General features: G+C 63.0%; 18 protein-coding genes. 8 read left to right on the plus strand and 10 right to left on the minus strand.

All coding sequences use genetic code 11. The features are described from left to right. Nucleotides 1–7: 7 nt before the first annotated feature. Both msuE and FJ423_RS01825 read right to left on the minus strand, forming a co-directional pair. Nucleotides 8–565: an FMN reductase gene (msuE, locus tag FJ423_RS01820; RefSeq protein ID WP_095766519.1), complete on the minus strand. Its 558-nt coding sequence runs from the start codon at nucleotides 563–565 to the stop codon at nucleotides 8–10. Between the two features lie 141 nt (nucleotides 566–706). Then, the gene (locus FJ423_RS01825; RefSeq protein WP_140838676.1) at nucleotides 707–1,351 is read right to left on the minus strand and encodes a glutathione S-transferase family protein; all 645 of its coding nucleotides are present in this window, start codon (nucleotides 1,349–1,351) and stop codon (nucleotides 707–709) included. A 346-nt stretch (nucleotides 1,352–1,697) separates the two neighbouring features. Here FJ423_RS01825 and FJ423_RS01830 point away from each other — a divergent pair, with 346 nt between their 5' ends. The 6 genes from FJ423_RS01830 to FJ423_RS01855 all read left to right on the plus strand — a co-directional run bounded on the left by FJ423_RS01830 (nucleotide 1,698) and on the right by FJ423_RS01855 (nucleotide 6,521). Then, nucleotides 1,698–2,339: a 50S ribosomal protein L25/general stress protein Ctc gene (locus tag FJ423_RS01830; protein WP_095766518.1), complete on the plus strand. Its 642-nt coding sequence runs from the start codon at nucleotides 1,698–1,700 to the stop codon at nucleotides 2,337–2,339. A gap of 111 nt (nucleotides 2,340–2,450) precedes the next feature. Beyond that, a complete protein-coding gene (gene pth / locus FJ423_RS01835) occupies nucleotides 2,451–3,173 on the plus strand; it encodes an aminoacyl-tRNA hydrolase (protein WP_095766517.1) in 723 nt (240 codons plus the stop codon). 198 nt (nucleotides 3,174–3,371) lie between these two features. Then, nucleotides 3,372–4,475, plus strand: a complete 1,104-nt coding sequence (gene ychF, locus FJ423_RS01840) for a redox-regulated ATPase YchF (RefSeq protein ID WP_140838678.1) — start codon at nucleotides 3,372–3,374, stop codon at nucleotides 4,473–4,475. Nucleotides 4,476–4,494: 19 nt separating this feature from the next. Continuing rightward, nucleotides 4,495–5,469 (plus strand): magnesium/cobalt transporter CorA, encoded by a 975-nt coding sequence (gene corA / locus FJ423_RS01845; RefSeq protein ID WP_140838680.1) that lies wholly within the window; start codon nucleotides 4,495–4,497, stop codon nucleotides 5,467–5,469. Between the two features lie 114 nt (nucleotides 5,470–5,583). Continuing rightward, nucleotides 5,584–6,054 carry a MaoC family dehydratase gene (locus FJ423_RS01850; RefSeq protein ID WP_140838682.1) on the plus strand — a complete coding sequence of 157 codons (471 nt, stop codon included), beginning with the start codon at nucleotides 5,584–5,586 and terminating at the stop codon, nucleotides 6,052–6,054. Further along, a complete protein-coding gene (locus FJ423_RS01855) occupies nucleotides 6,051–6,521 on the plus strand; it encodes a MaoC family dehydratase (RefSeq protein WP_140838684.1) in 471 nt (156 codons plus the stop codon). The genes FJ423_RS01850 and FJ423_RS01855 overlap by 4 nt, the downstream gene beginning before the upstream one ends. 160 nt (nucleotides 6,522–6,681) lie before the next feature. On the opposite strand, the gene FJ423_RS01860 is transcribed toward FJ423_RS01855, so the two are convergent. From FJ423_RS01860 to petA, 5 genes are all read right to left on the minus strand, one after another. After that, a complete protein-coding gene (locus FJ423_RS01860) occupies nucleotides 6,682–7,227 on the minus strand; it encodes an adenine phosphoribosyltransferase (protein ID WP_140838687.1) in 546 nt (181 codons plus the stop codon). Between the two features lie 194 nt (nucleotides 7,228–7,421). Then, nucleotides 7,422–8,117 carry a phosphatase PAP2 family protein gene (locus tag FJ423_RS01865; protein ID WP_140838689.1) on the minus strand — a complete coding sequence of 232 codons (696 nt, stop codon included), beginning with the start codon at nucleotides 8,115–8,117 and terminating at the stop codon, nucleotides 7,422–7,424. Nucleotides 8,118–8,255: 138 nt separating this feature from the next. Further along, the gene (locus FJ423_RS01870) at nucleotides 8,256–9,113 is read right to left on the minus strand and encodes a cytochrome c1 (protein WP_140838691.1); all 858 of its coding nucleotides are present in this window, start codon (nucleotides 9,111–9,113) and stop codon (nucleotides 8,256–8,258) included. Between the two features lie 21 nt (nucleotides 9,114–9,134). Next, nucleotides 9,135–10,433, minus strand: coding sequence for a cytochrome b N-terminal domain-containing protein (locus tag FJ423_RS01875; protein ID WP_140838693.1), 1,299 nt, complete (start codon nucleotides 10,431–10,433; stop codon nucleotides 9,135–9,137). A 16-nt stretch (nucleotides 10,434–10,449) separates the two neighbouring features. Then, nucleotides 10,450–11,010 carry a ubiquinol-cytochrome c reductase iron-sulfur subunit gene (petA, locus tag FJ423_RS01880; RefSeq protein ID WP_095766509.1) on the minus strand — a complete coding sequence of 187 codons (561 nt, stop codon included), beginning with the start codon at nucleotides 11,008–11,010 and terminating at the stop codon, nucleotides 10,450–10,452. Between the two features lie 310 nt (nucleotides 11,011–11,320). Between petA and FJ423_RS01885 the strand changes: the two genes are divergently transcribed. Together FJ423_RS01885 and FJ423_RS01890 are read left to right on the plus strand one after the other, a co-directional pair. Continuing rightward, nucleotides 11,321–11,665, plus strand: coding sequence for a cupin domain-containing protein (locus tag FJ423_RS01885; RefSeq protein WP_140838695.1), 345 nt, complete (start codon nucleotides 11,321–11,323; stop codon nucleotides 11,663–11,665). Between the two features lie 81 nt (nucleotides 11,666–11,746). Then, nucleotides 11,747–12,598 carry an alpha/beta hydrolase gene (locus FJ423_RS01890; RefSeq protein WP_140838697.1) on the plus strand — a complete coding sequence of 284 codons (852 nt, stop codon included), beginning with the start codon at nucleotides 11,747–11,749 and terminating at the stop codon, nucleotides 12,596–12,598. Here FJ423_RS01890 and FJ423_RS01895 read toward each other — a convergent pair. Genes FJ423_RS01895 through FJ423_RS01905 form a run of 3 tightly spaced genes read right to left on the minus strand, consistent with a single transcriptional unit; the run spans nucleotide 12,595 to nucleotide 16,688 of the window. Next, nucleotides 12,595–12,906 (minus strand): DUF6665 family protein, encoded by a 312-nt coding sequence (locus FJ423_RS01895; RefSeq protein WP_140838699.1) that lies wholly within the window; start codon nucleotides 12,904–12,906, stop codon nucleotides 12,595–12,597. The genes FJ423_RS01890 and FJ423_RS01895 overlap by 4 nt on opposite strands. A 9-nt stretch (nucleotides 12,907–12,915) precedes the next feature. Beyond that, a complete protein-coding gene (locus tag FJ423_RS01900) occupies nucleotides 12,916–14,799 on the minus strand; it encodes an ABC transporter ATP-binding protein (RefSeq protein ID WP_095766505.1) in 1,884 nt (627 codons plus the stop codon). Next, entirely contained in the window at nucleotides 14,796–16,688 is a 1,893-nt protein-coding gene (locus FJ423_RS01905; protein WP_140838701.1) for an ABC transporter ATP-binding protein, read from the minus strand. Before FJ423_RS01905 ends, FJ423_RS01900 begins: the two co-directional genes overlap by 4 nt. Nucleotides 16,689–16,797: the final 109 nt, after the last annotated feature.

The following is a 16,797-nucleotide window of genomic DNA, read 5'->3' on the forward strand; positions in this document are numbered from 1 at the left end:
CCTGAATTCAGGCGGCGAGGCCGACGCTGCGAGTTTCGCCAACGATGCGCAAAACCTCGGCAACGGCCTGTCGGGCGCGGGCTTGAGTAGCTTCCGACACCAGCACGCCGTCGGTGAAATCCTTGTCGGAAGCGTAGATCGCGGTCGGCATGGTGAGCGCTTCGAAGAATCCGAACAGCGGCCGCAGCTGATGCTCGACGATCAGCGAATGGCGCTCGCCGCCGCCCGTGGCAACGAGAATGATCGGCTTGCCGCGCAGCGACGACGGATCGAGCAGATCGAACAAGTGCTTGAAAAGTCCGGTATAGCTGCCTTTGAAGGTCGGCGACCCCACCACCAGAACGTCGGCGCCGAGCAATTGCTCAACGATATTGCGCGCCGTTTGATCGAGATCGGAAATGCGCCGTGCCGACGGGAACGATAGACCGAGATCTTCAATGTCATGGACCGCCGAGGCCGCCCCGATGCGGCCAGCCGCTTCGTCCGCGATCTGCGTGATAAATGCCTTGGTCTTTGACGGACGGGTCAGATTGCCGGAAAATCCAACCACCAGCTTCTTTGTCATGTTCGGGCTCTCCTCGCGGACATTTCTTCATTAAGGCTACAGATTTTGTAGAATTAAAATGAGCGAGAAGATTTCAAAACGCGCCGCGCAAACGGATTGAGTTTGCGCGGGAGAAGCGTTGATTGGTTCAGCCCATGCGGGTCAGGCCTCGACCTTGACCGGAGCCAGTGGAGGCGCCTGAAGTCCCTGGAACGGGTCGCGCCAGGCATCGATCGCCTCGAGCCGGCCATACCAGCGGCGGATAGACGGGTAGTCGTCGAGCGGCAATCGGGCGGCATCGTTGAAAGGCAGGAACGTCGCCATGCGGAAGTCGGCATAGGAGACGGAATTGCCGACCAGCCAATCGCGTCCGGCAAGCTCAGGCTCGAGGATCGCGGCGGCGGCGTGGAACTGCCTCAATCCCTCCTCGACCAGCGCGTGGTCGATAGGACCGAGCCCATAGCGCTGCTTGGTCCCACGCTCGAAATGCACCATGTCGCAAGCGAAAGCGAACCGTTCCTTGCCCCAGCTGATCCAGCGGATCATGTCCGGCTCGTCCTGCCCGCCGCGCCAGAAATCCGAATGCGTCTCGCGCGAAAGCCGGCAGGCGATGGCGTCGGCCTCCCAAAGGCTCCATCCCGGCCCGACCAGGATCGGCAAGGTCAGATTGGGGTTGAGCGCGCGATAGCGTTCGGCCTGCCCCGGCGCCATCGGCGATGCGTACTCGAACGCGATCTCCGCCTTGAGATGGCGCGCCGTCGCGACCGCGAGGCGAGGATTGGGATTGCGGCTGAACAGAAGCTTCATATTGGTCCCCATGGATTTGGCCACATGCCCGCAGGACGGCTGAGAACTGCGCGTTCCTACATTTGCCGCAAGTCGGATTTCCGGTTTATCCTTTCGGCACCGGAAACCGCCCGCAACCCGCCCGGCCAACCGCTTGCACCCTTGCCCGCCTTCCGCTATAGAGCCGCCACCCGCGTAGACACCCTTGGAGGCAACGCGGAGGAAGGCCGGCCAGGCCTGCATGATCCCCTAGACGCTTTTGGATCGCCAAACGCATCGACAGATCGTGCAAGGCCGCGACGGCTTTCGACGTTTACGGACGGGTTTGCCGGCCGCGAACGCTCCACAACACGCGAAAGGAAATGCCATGAGCCACGATGCTTATGAGCTGAAAGCCGAAGCGCGCGAACAGGTCGGTAAGGGGTCCGCCCGTGCAGTTCGTCGCGACGGTAAAGTGCCTGCAGTTATCTATGGCGACAAGCAGCCTCCCCTGGCGATTGCGCTCAACTACAAGGACATCTTCTACAAGATCCATGGCGGCGGGTTTCTGACCACGATCGCCACGATCGATGTCGACGGCAAGAAGATCCAGGTCCTGCCGAAGGATTTCCAGCTCGACCCGGTCAAGGATTTTCCTGTCCATGTCGACTTCCTGCGCATCGGCAAGGACACCGAAGTCAATGTCGACGTGCCTGTCCACTTCATCAATGAAGACAAGTCGCCAGGCATCAAGCGCGGCGGCGTGCTCAACATCGTTCGTCACGAAGTCGAGTTCCACTGCCCGGCCAACGCGATCCCGGAGTTCATCACCGTCGATCTCACCGGCACCGACATCGGCGATTCGATCCATATCTCGGCGGTCAAGCTGCCGGCCGGCGTCAAGCCGGTCATCTCCGATCGCGATTTCACCATCGCGACCGTTGCCGGCTCGTCGGCGATGAAGCCGGAGACGGAAGCGACCACGGAAGCTGTGGAAGAGACGGCGGCTCCGGAGGCCGAAGAGAAGTAATTCTCCGAGCCGGATGATTTCATCCGGCTCTAAACTAAAGAAATAGAGCATGATGTTTTCCGAAAACCGCTTCCCACTTTTCGGCATCGTGCTCTAAGTCTGGAGGCGGCGATGCTTGTCTTTGCAGGCCTCGGCAATCCGGGCGCGAAATACGAAAACAACCGGCATAATGTCGGCTTCATGGCGGCGGACGCGATTGCCCGCCGCCATTCCTTTTCGCCCTGGTCGAGAAAATTCCAGGGCCTGGTCTCAGAAGGCACGCTCGGCGGCGAAAAAATCCTGCTGATCAAGCCGCAAACCTTCATGAACCTCTCCGGACAGTCGGTCGGCGAAGCGCTGCGCTTCTACAAGCTCGAACCATCCGCCCTCACCGTCTTCTACGACGAGATCGATCTTGCTGCCGGCAAGCTCCGGGTCAAGGTGGGCGGCGGCTCCGGCGGCCATAACGGCATCCGCTCGCTCGACCAGCATGTCGGCAACGCCTATCGCCGGGTGCGCATCGGCGTCGGCCATCCCGGCGTCAAGGAGATGGTGCACGGCCATGTGCTTGGCGATTTCGCCAAGGCCGACCGCGAGTGGCTCGATGTCCTGCTGGACGCAATCGCCGACGCTGCCGGCTTGCTCGCCAAGGGCGACGACAGCTCGTTCATGAACCGGGTCACGCTCGCCTTGCGCGACAAGCTTGTGCCGACCGGCGACGACGACCGCCCGCCGCCCAAGGCGCCGAAGCAGCAAAGCCATGTCCGCCAGGCGCGCCCGCAGCAGCCGGCGGCAAAGCTCCCAGAAAGCGGCCCGATGGCTGCCATGCTGAAGAAGCTCTTTGGCAAGGACTAAAGCATGTCTCCCGAAAGTGGGAACCGGTTTCGGGGTAAAGACATGCGCAAAATCAAAAGACTAAAGCGCAGGGAGCGAATCTAAAAGATCGCGACGCGCTTTAGGCCCTGTCACGATAGAGGCATGGGGCTTGACGTTCGTCACCCCTATCGCCCATAGCCCTCACCAAAATCGAATTTCCGACAGGATTGGACGAACATGGGTTTCAAATGTGGCATCGTTGGCTTGCCCAACGTCGGCAAGTCGACGCTGTTCAACGCGCTGACCAGGACGGCCGCCGCACAGGCCGCCAACTATCCTTTCTGCACCATCGAGCCGAACACCGGCGAGGTGGCGGTGCCTGACCCGCGCCTGCAGAAGATCGCGGCGATCGGCAAGTCGAAGGAGATCATCCCGACCCGCATCTCCTTCGTCGATATCGCCGGCCTGGTGCGCGGCGCCTCCAAGGGCGAAGGGCTGGGCAACCAGTTCCTCGCCAACATTCGCGAGGTTGACGCCATTGTGCATGTGCTGCGCTGCTTCGAGGATGACGACATCACCCATGTCGAAGGCCGTATCGACCCTGTCGCCGACGCCGAGACGGTCGAGACCGAGCTGATGCTCGCCGACCTCGAAAGCCTCGAGCGCCGCATCGCCCAGATCCGCAAGCGCGCCGCCGGCAAGGACAAGGAAGCCATGGCCGTCCTGCCCATGATGGAGGCCGCGCTCGAGCTTCTGCAGGCCGGCAAGCCGACGCGCTTCCTGCTCAACGGCATCGCCGCGGAGGACCTGCGCATCCTGCAGGGGCTGAACCTGCTCACCTCGCATCCCGTTCTCTATGTCTGCAACGTCGCCGAAGCGGACGCCGCCACCGGCAACGAGCACACCAGGGCAGTGGAGAAGATGGCGGCCGCGCAGGGCGCCGGCACGGTTGTGATCTCGGCGGCGATCGAGGCTGAAGTCGCCCAGCTTTCAGACGAGGAGGAAATGGAGTTCCTTGCCTCGATCGGCCTCGATGAGCCGGGCCTCAACAAGGTGATCCGCTCCGGCTACGAGCTCCTGCATCTGATCACCTATTTCACCGTCGGGCCGAAGGAAACGCGCGCCTGGACGATCCACAAGGGCGATAAGGCGCCGCAGGCGGCCGGCGTCATCCACACCGACTTCGAGCGCGGCTTCATCCGCGCCCAGACGATCTCCTACAACGACTTCGTCACGCTGGGCGGCGAGGCGGCCGCCAAGGAAGCCGGCAAGGCGCGCGACGAAGGCAAGGAATACGTCGTCCAGGACGGCGACATCATGCTGTTCAAGTTCAACACCTGATCTCCAGGGAGACCCGGCGATGATAAAGACCTTCGTCGTGGACAATGATCGCCTGCGCCTCACGGAGGACCTTGCGGCGGACGGCGACAGGATCGTCTGGGCCGATCTTTTCAACCCAACCAAGGAGGAAGAGGCGCGCATCGAGAGCTGGCTGGGCATTGCCATCCCGACCCGCGAGGAAATGGAAGAGATCGAGATTTCGAGCCGGCTCTATATCGAGGACGGCGGCTACTTCATGACCGCCGTACTGCCGGCGCAGACCGAGGCCGACGATCCCTTGATGTCGCCGGTAACCTTCGCGCTCGCCGGCAAGAGGCTGATCACCATCCGCTATCATGAGCCCAAGGCCTTCAAGACCTTCCCGCAGCGCGCCGAAAAGGTGGCGACCGGCTGCACCAGCGGCGACACCATCCTGATCGGCCTCCTCGAGGCGATCGTCGATCGCCTGGCCGACATCCTCGAGCGCGCCGGCCGCGAGGTGGAAACGATCTCGCGCGACATTTTCGAAGCGCGCTCGACCAAGGCCTCGAAGCGCAACCGCGATTTCCAGGAGCTCCTCAAAGGCATCGGCCGCAAGGAGGACATCGCTTCCTCGGTCCGCGACAGCCTGATCTCGTTGCAGCGCCTGGCCGGCTTTCTCGCCCACGTCGCTGACCAGACCAAGATGAGCAAGGATGTGCGCGCCCGCATCAAGACGCTGTCGCGCGACGTGCTCTCGCTCGCCGACCATGCCACCTTCCTGTCGCAGAAGATCTCCTTCCTGCTCGACGCCACGCTCGGCATGATCTCGATCGAGCAGAATGCCATCATCAAGATCTTCTCGGTCGCCGCCGTCATCTTCCTGCCGCCGACGCTGGTCGCCTCGATCTACGGCATGAACTTCGACATCATCCCCGAGCTTAAATGGGAGTTCGGCTACCCCTTCGCCATCGCCCTGATGGTGGTCTCGGCGATCCTGCCCTTCTGGTATTTCCGCCGCCGCGGCTGGCTCTGACGGACTTGGCCGGCGACGGCTGGCTTACCAGAAATCACTTGACCAAATCGACTTGGGCCGGCATCCGGGTTTTCCGATCCTTGGGGATCGCGTTCGTCAACCGGATTGCCGATCATGACCGGAAAGACCTGGGCCTATGAGGATTTCGCCGAGGGCGCCTCGCTCGACCTCGGCAGCAAGGACGTAAGCGCCGCCGAGATCATCGAATTCGCCTCGGAGTTCGATCCGCAGCCGATGCATCTCGACGAGGAAGCCGGCAAGGCGAGCATCCTCGGCGGGCTTTCGGCTTCGGGCTGGCATACCTGTGCGATGTTCATGCGCATGCTGTGCGACGCCTTCCTGCTCGATTCGACCTCGCAGGGCTCGCCCGGCATCGAGCATGTGAAATGGAAGAAGCCGGTGCTGGCCGGCGACAGGCTTACCGGCACGCTCACCATACTTTCCAAGCGCCAGTCGAAATCGAGGCCGCAGCTCGGCTTGATCACCATGCGCAGCGAGCTCGTCAACCAGCGCGGCGAAAGCGTCTTCGAGCTCGAAAACACCGGCATGTTCCTGGCGCGTGATACCGCAATGGACCTGTCATGACCCTGGACGAGTATTTCCTGATTGGCGAGACCGTCACGCTCGGCTCGCATAAATTCGAAGCCGACGAAATCAAGGCGTTCGCCAACAAATACGATCCGCAGATCTTCCACGTCGATGAAGAGGCGGCGAAGGAGAGCGTGCTTGGCGGACTCTGCGCCTCAGGCTGGCACACTGCCGCCACCTGGATGAAATACAATCTCGAAAAGCGCATGGAGACCGAGGGCGTGCGCTGGACAGGCCCAGGTCCGCAGCCCGAATTCGGCCCCTCGCCCGGCTTCCGCAATTTGAAGTGGCTGAAGCCGGTCTACGCCGGCGAGACCGTGACTTTCACGCGCACCGCGCAGGCGCACCGCCCGCTCGCCGGGCGCCCAGGCTGGAACCTGCTGACGCTGCGTTCGGAAGGCTTCGATTCGACCGGCGACAAGGTGATTGAGTTCGACAGCGCCGTTCTGGTGAAGGTGGGATAGCGCCTCTCCTTCTCCCCTTGTTGTGGGAGAAGGTGGATCGGCGCGCAGCGCCGAGACGGATGAGGGGTGTTCCAGCGAAGTGCGACGTTGGCGTTCCCTGGAACACCCCTCATCCGTCGCCTTCGGCGACACCTTCTCCCCCAAGGGGAGAAGGGGAAGATCAATGCCCCTCGAACCCAATCAACGTCCTCACCGGCACGTCTAGCGCTTCCAGCTTCTGGCGTCCGCCGAGGTCGGGCAAGTCGATGACGAAGCATGCCGCGACGATGTCGGCGCCGATTTGCCTCAGCAGCTTCACCGCGGCTTCCGCCGTGCCGCCGGTGGCGATCAGGTCGTCGACCACGATCACCTTCTCGCCCGGCGAGACGCCGTCCTTGTGCATCTCCATCTCGTCCAGGCCGTATTCGAGGCTGTAGGCGACGCGCACCGTCTCGTAGGGCAGCTTGCCTTTCTTGCGGATCGGCACGAAGCCTGCCGAAAGCTGGTGCGCCACAGCGCCGCCGAGGATGAAGCCGCGCGCCTCGATGCCGGCGATCTTGTCGATCTTCAATCCGGCATAGGGATGGACCAGCTCGTCGATGGCGCGGCGGAAGGCGCGCGCGTCGCCAAGCAGCGTGGTGATGTCGCGAAACAGGATGCCGGGCTTGGGATAATCCGGAATGGTGCGGATGGCCGCAAGCAGCGTGTCTTCGAGGGAGGATTTCATCGAGGCTTTCCGCGTGTCCGGCTGTCGGATTTGGCGGCGTCGGCCTTTGCTGCCCGACGCGACCGACAAGGGCTACCGCGATGTCGCGCCAGAGACAAGCACATCCGGCAAAGGATCGGCACCGATCGGCCTCGACCATAATGAAAAAGGGCGCCCGCGAAGGCGCCCTTCGAAAAGCAGGCGCTACCGAGCGGCTACATGCCGAGATCCGAGCGCAGCTCGGAGCGCGCCACTTCGTACTCGGCCTTGAAATCGGGACGGTTGAGCAGGACCGCGGCGATCACGCTGCCGGAGATCTTGCCCATCTCGATGTCGGACGGATAATGGATGCCGCCGACCACGCGGTTGTGGGCGAATTCGGCCGCGCGCGCCATGATCTCGGCGCGCTTTTCGGGGACCATGTCGGCAAGGACGATGCCCATCATGGTGCCGACCGTCGCATGACCAGACGGCCAGGAACCGGAGCTCGACAGCTTCACGACCGGCTTGACCAGATCGCTGAGCTGATGCGGCCGCGGCCGCTTCCAGACATCCTTGGCGGGATCGACGACGGCGCCTTCGGTCGCCACGACGCGATCGAAGAAGGCACTGAACTTCGGCAGCTTCTCCTTGTTGAAATTCGGGCCCATGACGTCGGCGAAGCGCCAGATATTCTCCTCGGCGTCGGCGATGGCGCGCTTTTCCATTTCCGGCGTGCGTGTCACCTGCAGCGTCAGCACCTCGCCGAGCTCCGCTTTGGCTTCCGGCGAGTCATTGGCCGGTGGCGGCGGCAGGATCATCGTCAGGTCAATGTCCTTGCTGGTGACGAAAGGCTGGGCCTCATCGGCATGGGCGACATATCCGGTGACAAGCAGCAGGAAACCCGCCGCGAGCGATGCGTATCTTTTCATGGGTGCGATCCTTTGGTGAGTGCGAGGCAGGATCGCCACGAGCGATGACGGTCATGTGACACGCCCCGGTTTGCGCGCGCCGAAATACAAAAGGGCGCCTTGTGGCGCCCTTTCAAAATTCTTGCGATCGACGCCGCCTCAGTGCGCCACGTCGGCCCAGACCCTGCGCTTGGTCATGTAGATCAATGCGCCGAAGACCAGCAGGAATATCATGACGCGGAAGCCTGTCTTCTTGCGATCCTCGAGATGCGGCTCGGCCGCGAACATCAGGAAGGCCGAGACGTCGCGGGCATACTGGTCGACGGTCTGCGGCGAGCCGTCGTCATAGGTCACCTGGCCGTCCGAGAGTGGCTTCGGCATCTTCAGCGACACGCCGGACAGGAAGTACGGGTTGTAGTGCGTGCCTTCCGGGATCACCATGCCGGCCGGCGGCGTCTGGTCGTAGCCGGTGAGCAGCGAGTGGATGTAGTCCGGGCCGCCCTGCGCATACTGGGTGAAGATGTCGAAGATGAAGCGCGGGAAGCCGCGCTCGACACCGCGCGCCTTGGCAAGCAGCGACATGTCCGGCGGGGCGGCGCCGCCATTGGCGGATGCCGCGGCCTGCTCGTTCGGGAACGGCGCCGGGAAGTGATCCGACGGCTTGCCGGGACGATCGAACATGTCGCCGGCATCGTTCGGGCCGTCATGGATGGTGTATTCGGCGGCCAAAGTCTTGATCTGCGCCTCCGAATAGCCGAGGCCTTCCAGCGTGCGGAAAGCCACCAGGTTCATCGAGTGGCAGGCCGAGCAAACTTCCTTGTAGACCTTCAGGCCGCGCTGCAGCTGCGCCTTGTCATAGGTGCCGAACGGACCGGCGAAGCTCCAGCTCATTTCCTTCGGTTCGTTGATCGGGAAATGCGTCGGAGCGGCCGCGTTGTGTTCCTCCTCGGCGGCGATGGCGGCGGTGCCCGCGACCACCAGGCCAAGCAGCGCCAGCGAGGTGAGAATCTTCTTCATACCCAAAATCCCCTCAGATTCTCAGCCCGTGATTTCCGGCGCGGCGGTAGCGCGTGCCGGATGTCCGCTGCCCTTTTTCTTTTCAAGCACGGCCTCGGTGATCGAGTTCGGCAGCCTGCGCGGCGTCTCGATCAGGCCGAGCACCGGCATGACGACCAGGAAGAAGGCGAAGTAGAACAGCGTCGCCATCTGCGCCATGAACACATAGCTGCCTTCCGCCGGCTGCGAGCCCAGCCAGCCGAGCAGGATGGCGTCGGCTACGAACAGCCAGAAGAACAGCTTGTACCATGGACGATAGACCGCCGAGCGCACCTTGGAAGTGTCGAGCCACGGCACCAGGAACAGCATGGCGATGGCGCCGAACATGCACAGCACGCCGCCGAGCTTGGAGTTGATCGGGCCGATGTTGAAGGTGATGGCGCGCAGGATCGCGTAGAACGGCAGGAAGTACCATTCCGGAACGATGTGGGCCGGCGTCTTCAGCGGGTTGGCGACCGTGTAGTTGTCCGGATGGCCAAGAAAGTTCGGCAGGTAGAAGACGAAATAGGCGAAGACGAACAGGAACACGATCATGCCGAACGCGTCCTTGATGGTGGCGTAGGGCGTGAAGGCGACGGTATCGGTCTTCGACTTGACCTCGATGCCGGTCGGGTTCGACTGGCCCACGACATGCAGTGCCCAGATGTGCAGCACGACCACGCCGGCGATCATGAACGGCAACAGGTAATGCAGCGCAAAGAAGCGGTTCAGCGTCGGATTGTCGACGGCGAAGCCGCCGAGCAGCAGTTCCTGGATCCAGTTCCCCACCAGCGGAATGGCGCTGAAGAAGCCGGTGATGACGGTAGCGCCCCAGAAGCTCATCTGGCCCCAAGGCAGCACGTAGCCCATGAAGCCGGTGGCCATCATCAGGAGGTAGATGATGCAGCCGAGGATCCACAAGAGCTCGCGCGGCGCCTTGTAGGAGCCGTAGAACAGGCCGCGGAAGATATGGATGTAGACGGCGACGAAGAAGAATGAGGCGCCGTTAGAATGGAGATAGCGCAAGAGCCATCCCGAATTCACGTCGCGCATGATCTTCTCGACCGAATCGAAGGCGAGATTGGTGTCGGAGGTGTAGTGCATCGCCAGCACGATGCCGGTCAGGATCTGCGCGGCCAGCATGATCGACAGGATGCCGCCGAACGTCCACATGTAGTTGAGGTTGCGCGGCACCGGATAGGCGACGAAGCTGTCATGGACCAGCCGCGGCAGCGGCATGCGGGCGTCGAACCAGCGCTCGATACCGGTCTTGGGCGTATAGGTCGAGTGTCCCTCGCTCATCGAAATGTCCCCTGCCTCAACCGATAAGAATCTTGGTATCGGAAATGAACTTGAATACCGGGATCGCCATGTTCTCCGGCGCCGGGCCTTTGCGGATGCGGCCGGCGGTGTCGTATTGCGAACCGTGGCACGGGCAGAACCAGCCGCCGAAATCGCCTTCCTGGCCGAGTGGGATGCAGCCGAGATGCGTGCAGACCTGCACCATCACCATCCAGGCTTCCTTGCCGGGCGTGGTGCGGTTGGCGTCGGTCGCCGGCGCGTCGGACGGCAGGTTGGCGTTGCGCGCGATCGGATCCTTGAGATCGGCGAGATTGACGGCCGCGCCGTCCTTCATTTCCTTTTCGGTGCGGTTGCGCACCACCACCGGCTTGCCACGCCACTTGACGACCAGCGAGCTGCCGGGCTGCAGTGAAGAAACATCGACCTCGACCGAAGCCAGTGCCAGGGTCGAGGCATCGGGGCGCATCTGGTCGATGAACGGCCACGCGACGGCTCCGGCGCCGACAACGGCGGCCATGCCGGTGGCTACGTAGAGAAAATCGCGACGGTTGGGATCGTGGATATCGGTTGCGCTCACGGGTGCCTGATCCTTTCGCCTCTTCCTAACCGGAGGCCGAGCCTTGTCCCCGCTCAATCGCACCTGCCCGACAGCGCATGGCGAACAGGCTAGCGAATTCCTCCGGCATTTGGAGTTCGGTTTATGCGTGCGGCCCGTTTTTGTCCAGCGGGGTGAGACCACAAGGGCAGATTGTCGCGGGGATGCGCGGCGGCCCAGGCCGACGCGTCCCCGCCAGGCCGCTGGACAGGGTGAAACAGCGGGAAATCCGGGGTCAATCGAGCCGGTGTTCGCCTCGACATCGGCTCCTGGCCCGGTCTATTCTGACGTCATGGCGCATGTCATTGAACGCGACAGCTGGGCCGACGCCCCCGACTGCTGGAAAGGCGAGCTGCAATGCGGCCAGTTCGGTGCCAATTCCTGCCTGATCTTCAACTATCAGCCGACGGTCGGCGGCGGCCCGCGCCTGCACAAGCATCCCTACGCGGAAATCTTCGTCATCCGTTGCGGCACCGGCCTGTTCACGATCGGCGACCAGGAGATCAAGGCCACGGCCGGCCAGATCCTGATCGTGCCGCCCGACACGCCGCACAAATTCACCAATCTCGGACCTGGCCCGCTCGAAAGCACCGACATCCACGAGAACGGCCACTTTATCACCGAATGGCTGGAATGATTCTTCCGATCGTCGGACCGGGCCTGTCCGAAGGCTGATTGCAGCCTAGTTCCATCGATCTGGCATCGATGGAGATGAAGCATGCGACAGCGCACGGTTGAGGTCGAGGGGCTGGCTATCGCGATCCGGGACGCAGGGCCGCCCGATGCGCCGGGCCTTCTGCTGCTGCATGGTTGGCCGCAAAGCTCCCATGCTTTTGAGGCAATCGTCGACGAGCTGGCCGGCGACCAGCGCGTGGTCGCGCCGGACTTGCCGGGCATCGGCGGTTCACACGGCGCGCCCGAGACCGGAGAAAAGGCATATCTGGCCAGATTGATGAAGGGGCTGATCGCCGTTTGCGGCTTGCGGCAGGTCATCGTCGCCGGTCATGACGTCGGCGGCCAGATCGTCTTCGCGCTGTTGCGCGACGAGCCCGAAAATTTGTCCGGCGCGGTGATCATGGACGTCGTTATCCCCGGCGTGGCGCCGTGGCAAAATGTCATCCGCAATCCGCGTATCTGGCATTTCGCCTTTCATGCGATCCCGGCCTTGCCGGAGATACTGGTGAGCGGCCATGAGCGCGCCTATTTCGATTTCTTCTTCGATATTCTTTCGAAGGAAAAATCGGCGATCCCTGCGGAAGCCAGAGACATCTATGCCAAAGCCTATTCGCGGCCGGAAAGCCTCAAGGCCGGCTTCGACTGGTACCGCGCCTTTGCCGCGGACGCCAAGGTCAATTCCCACACATACGCGACGCCGATCGCCACGCCGGTTCTTTATCTCAGAGGCTCGGCCGAATCCGGCGACATCGCCGACTATCTCGACGGCTTGAAGGCAGCGGGCCTATCCAATGTCGAAGCCGACATCATCCCGGGTAGCGGCCACTTCGTCGCCGACGAGAATCCCGGAGCCCTTGCTGCGCGATTGGCGCGTTTTCGCCAGGAAATCGCCTAGCTGGCGCCGAGCCTGACCAGCACCGCGCGCGGGATGTCGTATTCGCGGATCACGGCGTCATGCTTGCGCAAACCGCAAAGCTCGCGCTGGATGAAATAGGCATGGACGGCCGCTGCCGCCTCCTTAAGCAGCCGGTTGCGATGCTCGCCCTCGCCGCTCTCGCGCAATCTGGCAAGGGTTTCCTCGACACGCCGGCCGGCGCGGCCGAGCGCTGCGGCCTTCTCGGCGAGGATTTCGTGGCCGAGCAGATCGAGCGCGCTTTCCTGCGCGCCTGACCGTCCAAAATTCATAGGCATGCGTACCGACATGATGCCGTTCTACTCCGCTGGTCGCGTCTCTTCCAGCGCGCTTTCCTCGTTGAACAGGAAGCCGCCGGACTGCCGCTTCCAGAGCCGCGCATAGAGCCCGTCGAGCGCCACCAGCTCGTCATGCGTGCCCTGTTCGACGATGCGGCCGCCGTCCAGCACCACCAGCCGGTCGAGCGCTGCGATGGTCGACAGACGGTGCGCGATGGCGATCACGGTCTTGTTCTCCATCAGTCTGGTCAGGTTCTCCTGAATCGCCGCCTCGATGTCGGAATCGAGTGCCGAGGTTGCCTCGTCGAGGATCAGGATCGGCGCATCCTTGAGGAAGACGCGCGCGATGGCGACGCGCTGCCGCTGGCCGCCGGACAGCTTCACGCCACGCTCGCCGACATAGGCCTCGTAGCCGGAGCGCTCGCGGTTGTCGCGCAGCCCTAGGATGAAGTCATGCGCCTCGGCTTTCCGGGCCGCGGCGATCACCTGCGCATCGGTCGCGTCCGGCATGCCGAGCTTGATGTTGTCGCGCAGCGAGCGGTGGAAAAGTGCGGTATCCTGGCTGACCACGCCGATATTGCCGCGCAGCGAGTTCTGCGTCACATGCGCGATGTCTTGGCCGTCGATCAGGATCTGGCCGCCCTCGAGGTCATAGAGGCGCAGGATCAGGTTGGCCAAGGTCGTCTTGCCGGCGCCCGACGGGCCGACCAGCCCGACCTTCTCGCCCGGATGCACGACGAGGTCGATGCCGTCGAGCACTCCGGCCCCCTTGCCATAATGGAAGGTGACGTTCCTGACGTCGATGCGGCCGCCGGCGACGACCAGTTCCTTGGCGTCCGGCGCGTCGGTCAGGCCAAGCGGCTGCGAGATCAGCGCCTTGGAATTCTCCAGCACGCCGAGATTCCTCAGGATGCCGTTGAGCTGCATCATCAGCCTTCCAAGCAGCATGTTGAGCCTGAGCACCAGCGACAGCGTGAAGGCGACGGCGCCGACCGTGATCGAGCCTTCGACCCATAGATAGATGGCGAACGCGGCGATCGCCGTGATCATGATGCCGGAGAGCATGGTCAGCGCCATGCGCACGCCAGTCAGCCGGCGTGTGAACGGCCGCAGCGCGTCGAGATAGATGCCGAAGCCGCTGCGGATATAGCGATCGTCGCCGTCGGCCGAAAACAGCTTCAACGTCTGCACGTTCGAGTAGGAATCGACGATGCGGCCGGTGATCATCGAACCGGCCTCGGCGGTCGCCTCGGCATGCTTGCGGATAGCCGGCAGATAGAGTTTCGCCAGCCAGCCGAAGGCAGCGATCCAGATCACCACCAGCACCGCCAGCCGCAGATCGAGACCGGCGACCAGCGCGAGCGTCGTCACCGTATAGACGATCATGAACCAGACCACCTCGATGAAGCTCTCCATCAGGTCGCCGGTCGCCTGCCCCGCCTGCCAGACTTTTGTCGCGATGCGGCCGGCGAAATCGTTCTGGAAGAAGGCATAGGACTGGCGCGAGACGTGCCGGTGCGCCTGCCAGCGCACCAGATTGTAGAATCCGGGCGTAATCGTCTGCTCGTCGACCAGCGCCGACAGGCCGACCACCAGAGTGCGGATGAACAGAACCACGGCGCCCATGAACAGGAGCTCGGGACCGGCGGCCGCCCACAGCGCGTGCCAGCTGCGCTCACCGGGCAACTGGTCGAGGATATCGACCAGCCTCCCGACGAAATAGAACAAGCCTGCCTCGACCAGCGGGGCGATGCCGCCGATGATGAGCATGGCGAAGAAAGCGAGCTTGGCCTGCCCGACATAGTGCCACAGGAAGCCGCCGACGCTGGCGGGTGGCCGAAGATTCACGGGCTCGCGGAACGGATAGACCCAGCCCTCGAACCAGCGATAGACGCCTTTCATCATTCCGCGGCTTCACCTTTCGCCGCCGGATCGTCGGCGGCCTGCTTTTCCTCGAGCAGGAAACCGCCCGACTGGCGCCGCCAGAGCTGGGCATAGAGCCCACCCTTGGCGATCAAGGTCTCATGCGAGCCGTCCTCGACGATGCGTCCCTTGTCCATCACCACCAGCCTGTCCATCGCCGCGATGGTCGACAGCCGGTGGGCGATGGCGATGACGGTCTTGCCCTGCATGAGCTTGTAGAGGTTCTCCTGAATGGCGGCTTCCACTTCCGAATCGAGCGCGGAGGTGGCCTCGTCGAGAATGAGGATCGGCGCGTCCTTCAGCATAACGCAGGCAATTGCGATGCGTTGCCGCTGGCCGCCGGACAGCTTCACGCCGCGTTCGCCGACAAGCGCCTCATAGCCGCTCTGCCCATACGGATCGGTCAGTGCCGCGATCACATCGTCGACCTGAGCGGCTTTGGCGGCGCTGAACATGGCCTCGTCGCTGGCCGACTGGCGTCCATATTTGAGGTTCTCGCGAACGGATCGATGCAAGAGCGACGTGTCCTGGTTGACGAAGCCGATTGCCGCGCGAACGCTCTCTTGCGAGACGTGGCGGATGTCCTGTCCGTCGATCAGCACCTTGCCATCCTGGACGTCGAACAGCCGCAGCACGAGATTGACCAGCGTCGACTTGCCGGCCCCGGAGCGACCGATCAGGCCGACCCGCTCGCCCGGCGCGATCTTCAGCGACAGATTGTCGATGACGCCGCCTTTACCGTCCTTGCGCCAGTAGTTGAAATTCACCCGGTCGAACTCGATGCCGCCGGCGGTCACGGCGAGGGCCGGTGCGTCAGGCTGGTCCTGCATGGTGATGGGACGCGCGATCGTCGTCATCGAATTGCTGGCAACGCCGATCTGCCGGAAGACGTTGGCGCCGACATCGAGGATCCTGCCGGAAATATTGGCGATCTGCAGCGCGAACGGTATCGCGGTCGCCACGGCTGCCGTAGTCATGGTCCCCGCGTTCCAGCCGGCCAGCGCCAGCCAGCTTATGGCGATGAGCAGCGCCGCGTTGAGGACGAACAGGGCCGACCACATCAGCGTGAAAACGCGCATCAGCTGGTAAAACGTGTCGGCATGCTCGACCACCGCCTGCGAGACATATTTGTCCTCGTGCTCGCCGGTCGAGAACGTCTTGAGCGTCAGAATGTTGGTGTAGCTGTCGACCATGCGGCCGCTCACCTGCGACCACCGCTCCGACAGTTGGGAGGAGCGCTGGGTGATCTTCGGCATCGCAGACCAGAAGATGAGGCAGTAGAACACCAGCCACACCGCCACCACAGCCAACAGCAGCGCGTCGAGCCGCGCCAGCACGATGATGGCGACCGCGACGAAGACCAGCGCGTACCAGACCGCATCGACGGTGAGGTTGACGCTCATCTCCACCGAATCGCCGCTCTGCATGACCTTGGTTCCGATGCGGCCGGCGAAGTCGTTCTGGAAGAACGACCAGTCCTGGCGCACGACGTGCCAATGGCTCTGCCAACGGATGAGGTCGATGAGGTTCGGCGCGATGGCGTGGTTGCGGATGAGACCATCGACAACCATCGACAGCGGACGCAGCAGCACGACGATCGCCATCATGACGAGCAACGGCATGTGCGCAGCGAAGAAATCGCCTGGCTTGGTGCTGGAGAGCAGGCCGACGATCAGGCCGACGAAAATCGGCAGCATCGCGTCCACTATCGCCGCGACGGCAACGATGATCATGCGCAGCCGATAGGCGGTACGAAACTGCCTTATGAAATACCAGTAGAACCGCCAAAGTCCCATTGGCGGCTGCCTGTCGTCGGCCAGCGCCACCGGCGAATAACGGCTTTCGAACCAGGTGAAGATGCGGTCGAACATTTTTCTCTCATCGCGCCGGAAATCCGCCGGCACCGATCTGGTCGCCAGCAGGCCTCTGGCCAGGCCGTGGTTACGCCCGGGATCGATTCCCCGCAATCGCCGTAACCTT

It is taken from the genome of Mesorhizobium sp. B2-8-9 (assembly GCF_006439475.1).
Lineage (GTDB): Bacteria > Pseudomonadota > Alphaproteobacteria > Rhizobiales > Rhizobiaceae > Mesorhizobium.

Coding starts and splice junctions, on each gene's coding strand:
- FJ423_RS01860 (WP_140838687.1), bottom strand. CDS start 7,227: ATGAAATCCTCCCTCGAAGACACGCTGCTTGCGGCCATCCGCACCATT.
- FJ423_RS01830 (WP_095766518.1), top strand. CDS start 1,698: ATGAGCCACGATGCTTATGAGCTGAAAGCCGAAGCGCGCGAACAGGTC.
- FJ423_RS01885 (WP_140838695.1), top strand. CDS start 11,321: ATGGCGCATGTCATTGAACGCGACAGCTGGGCCGACGCCCCCGACTGC.
- FJ423_RS01905 (WP_140838701.1), bottom strand. CDS start 16,688: ATGTTCGACCGCATCTTCACCTGGTTCGAAAGCCGTTATTCGCCGGTG.
- FJ423_RS01855 (WP_140838684.1), top strand. CDS start 6,051: ATGACCCTGGACGAGTATTTCCTGATTGGCGAGACCGTCACGCTCGGC.
- FJ423_RS01875 (WP_140838693.1), bottom strand. CDS start 10,433: ATGAGCGAGGGACACTCGACCTATACGCCCAAGACCGGTATCGAGCGC.
- msuE (WP_095766519.1), bottom strand. CDS start 565: ATGACAAAGAAGCTGGTGGTTGGATTTTCCGGCAATCTGACCCGTCCG.
- FJ423_RS01825 (WP_140838676.1), bottom strand. CDS start 1,351: ATGAAGCTTCTGTTCAGCCGCAATCCCAATCCTCGCCTCGCGGTCGCG.
- corA (WP_140838680.1), top strand. CDS start 4,495: ATGATAAAGACCTTCGTCGTGGACAATGATCGCCTGCGCCTCACGGAG.
- FJ423_RS01890 (WP_140838697.1), top strand. CDS start 11,747: ATGCGACAGCGCACGGTTGAGGTCGAGGGGCTGGCTATCGCGATCCGG.
- pth (WP_095766517.1), top strand. CDS start 2,451: ATGCTTGTCTTTGCAGGCCTCGGCAATCCGGGCGCGAAATACGAAAAC.
- ychF (WP_140838678.1), top strand. CDS start 3,372: ATGGGTTTCAAATGTGGCATCGTTGGCTTGCCCAACGTCGGCAAGTCG.
- FJ423_RS01865 (WP_140838689.1), bottom strand. CDS start 8,117: ATGAAAAGATACGCATCGCTCGCGGCGGGTTTCCTGCTGCTTGTCACC.
- FJ423_RS01895 (WP_140838699.1), bottom strand. CDS start 12,906: ATGTCGGTACGCATGCCTATGAATTTTGGACGGTCAGGCGCGCAGGAA.
- FJ423_RS01870 (WP_140838691.1), bottom strand. CDS start 9,113: ATGAAGAAGATTCTCACCTCGCTGGCGCTGCTTGGCCTGGTGGTCGCG.
- FJ423_RS01850 (WP_140838682.1), top strand. CDS start 5,584: ATGACCGGAAAGACCTGGGCCTATGAGGATTTCGCCGAGGGCGCCTCG.
- FJ423_RS01900 (WP_095766505.1), bottom strand. CDS start 14,799: ATGATGAAAGGCGTCTATCGCTGGTTCGAGGGCTGGGTCTATCCGTTC.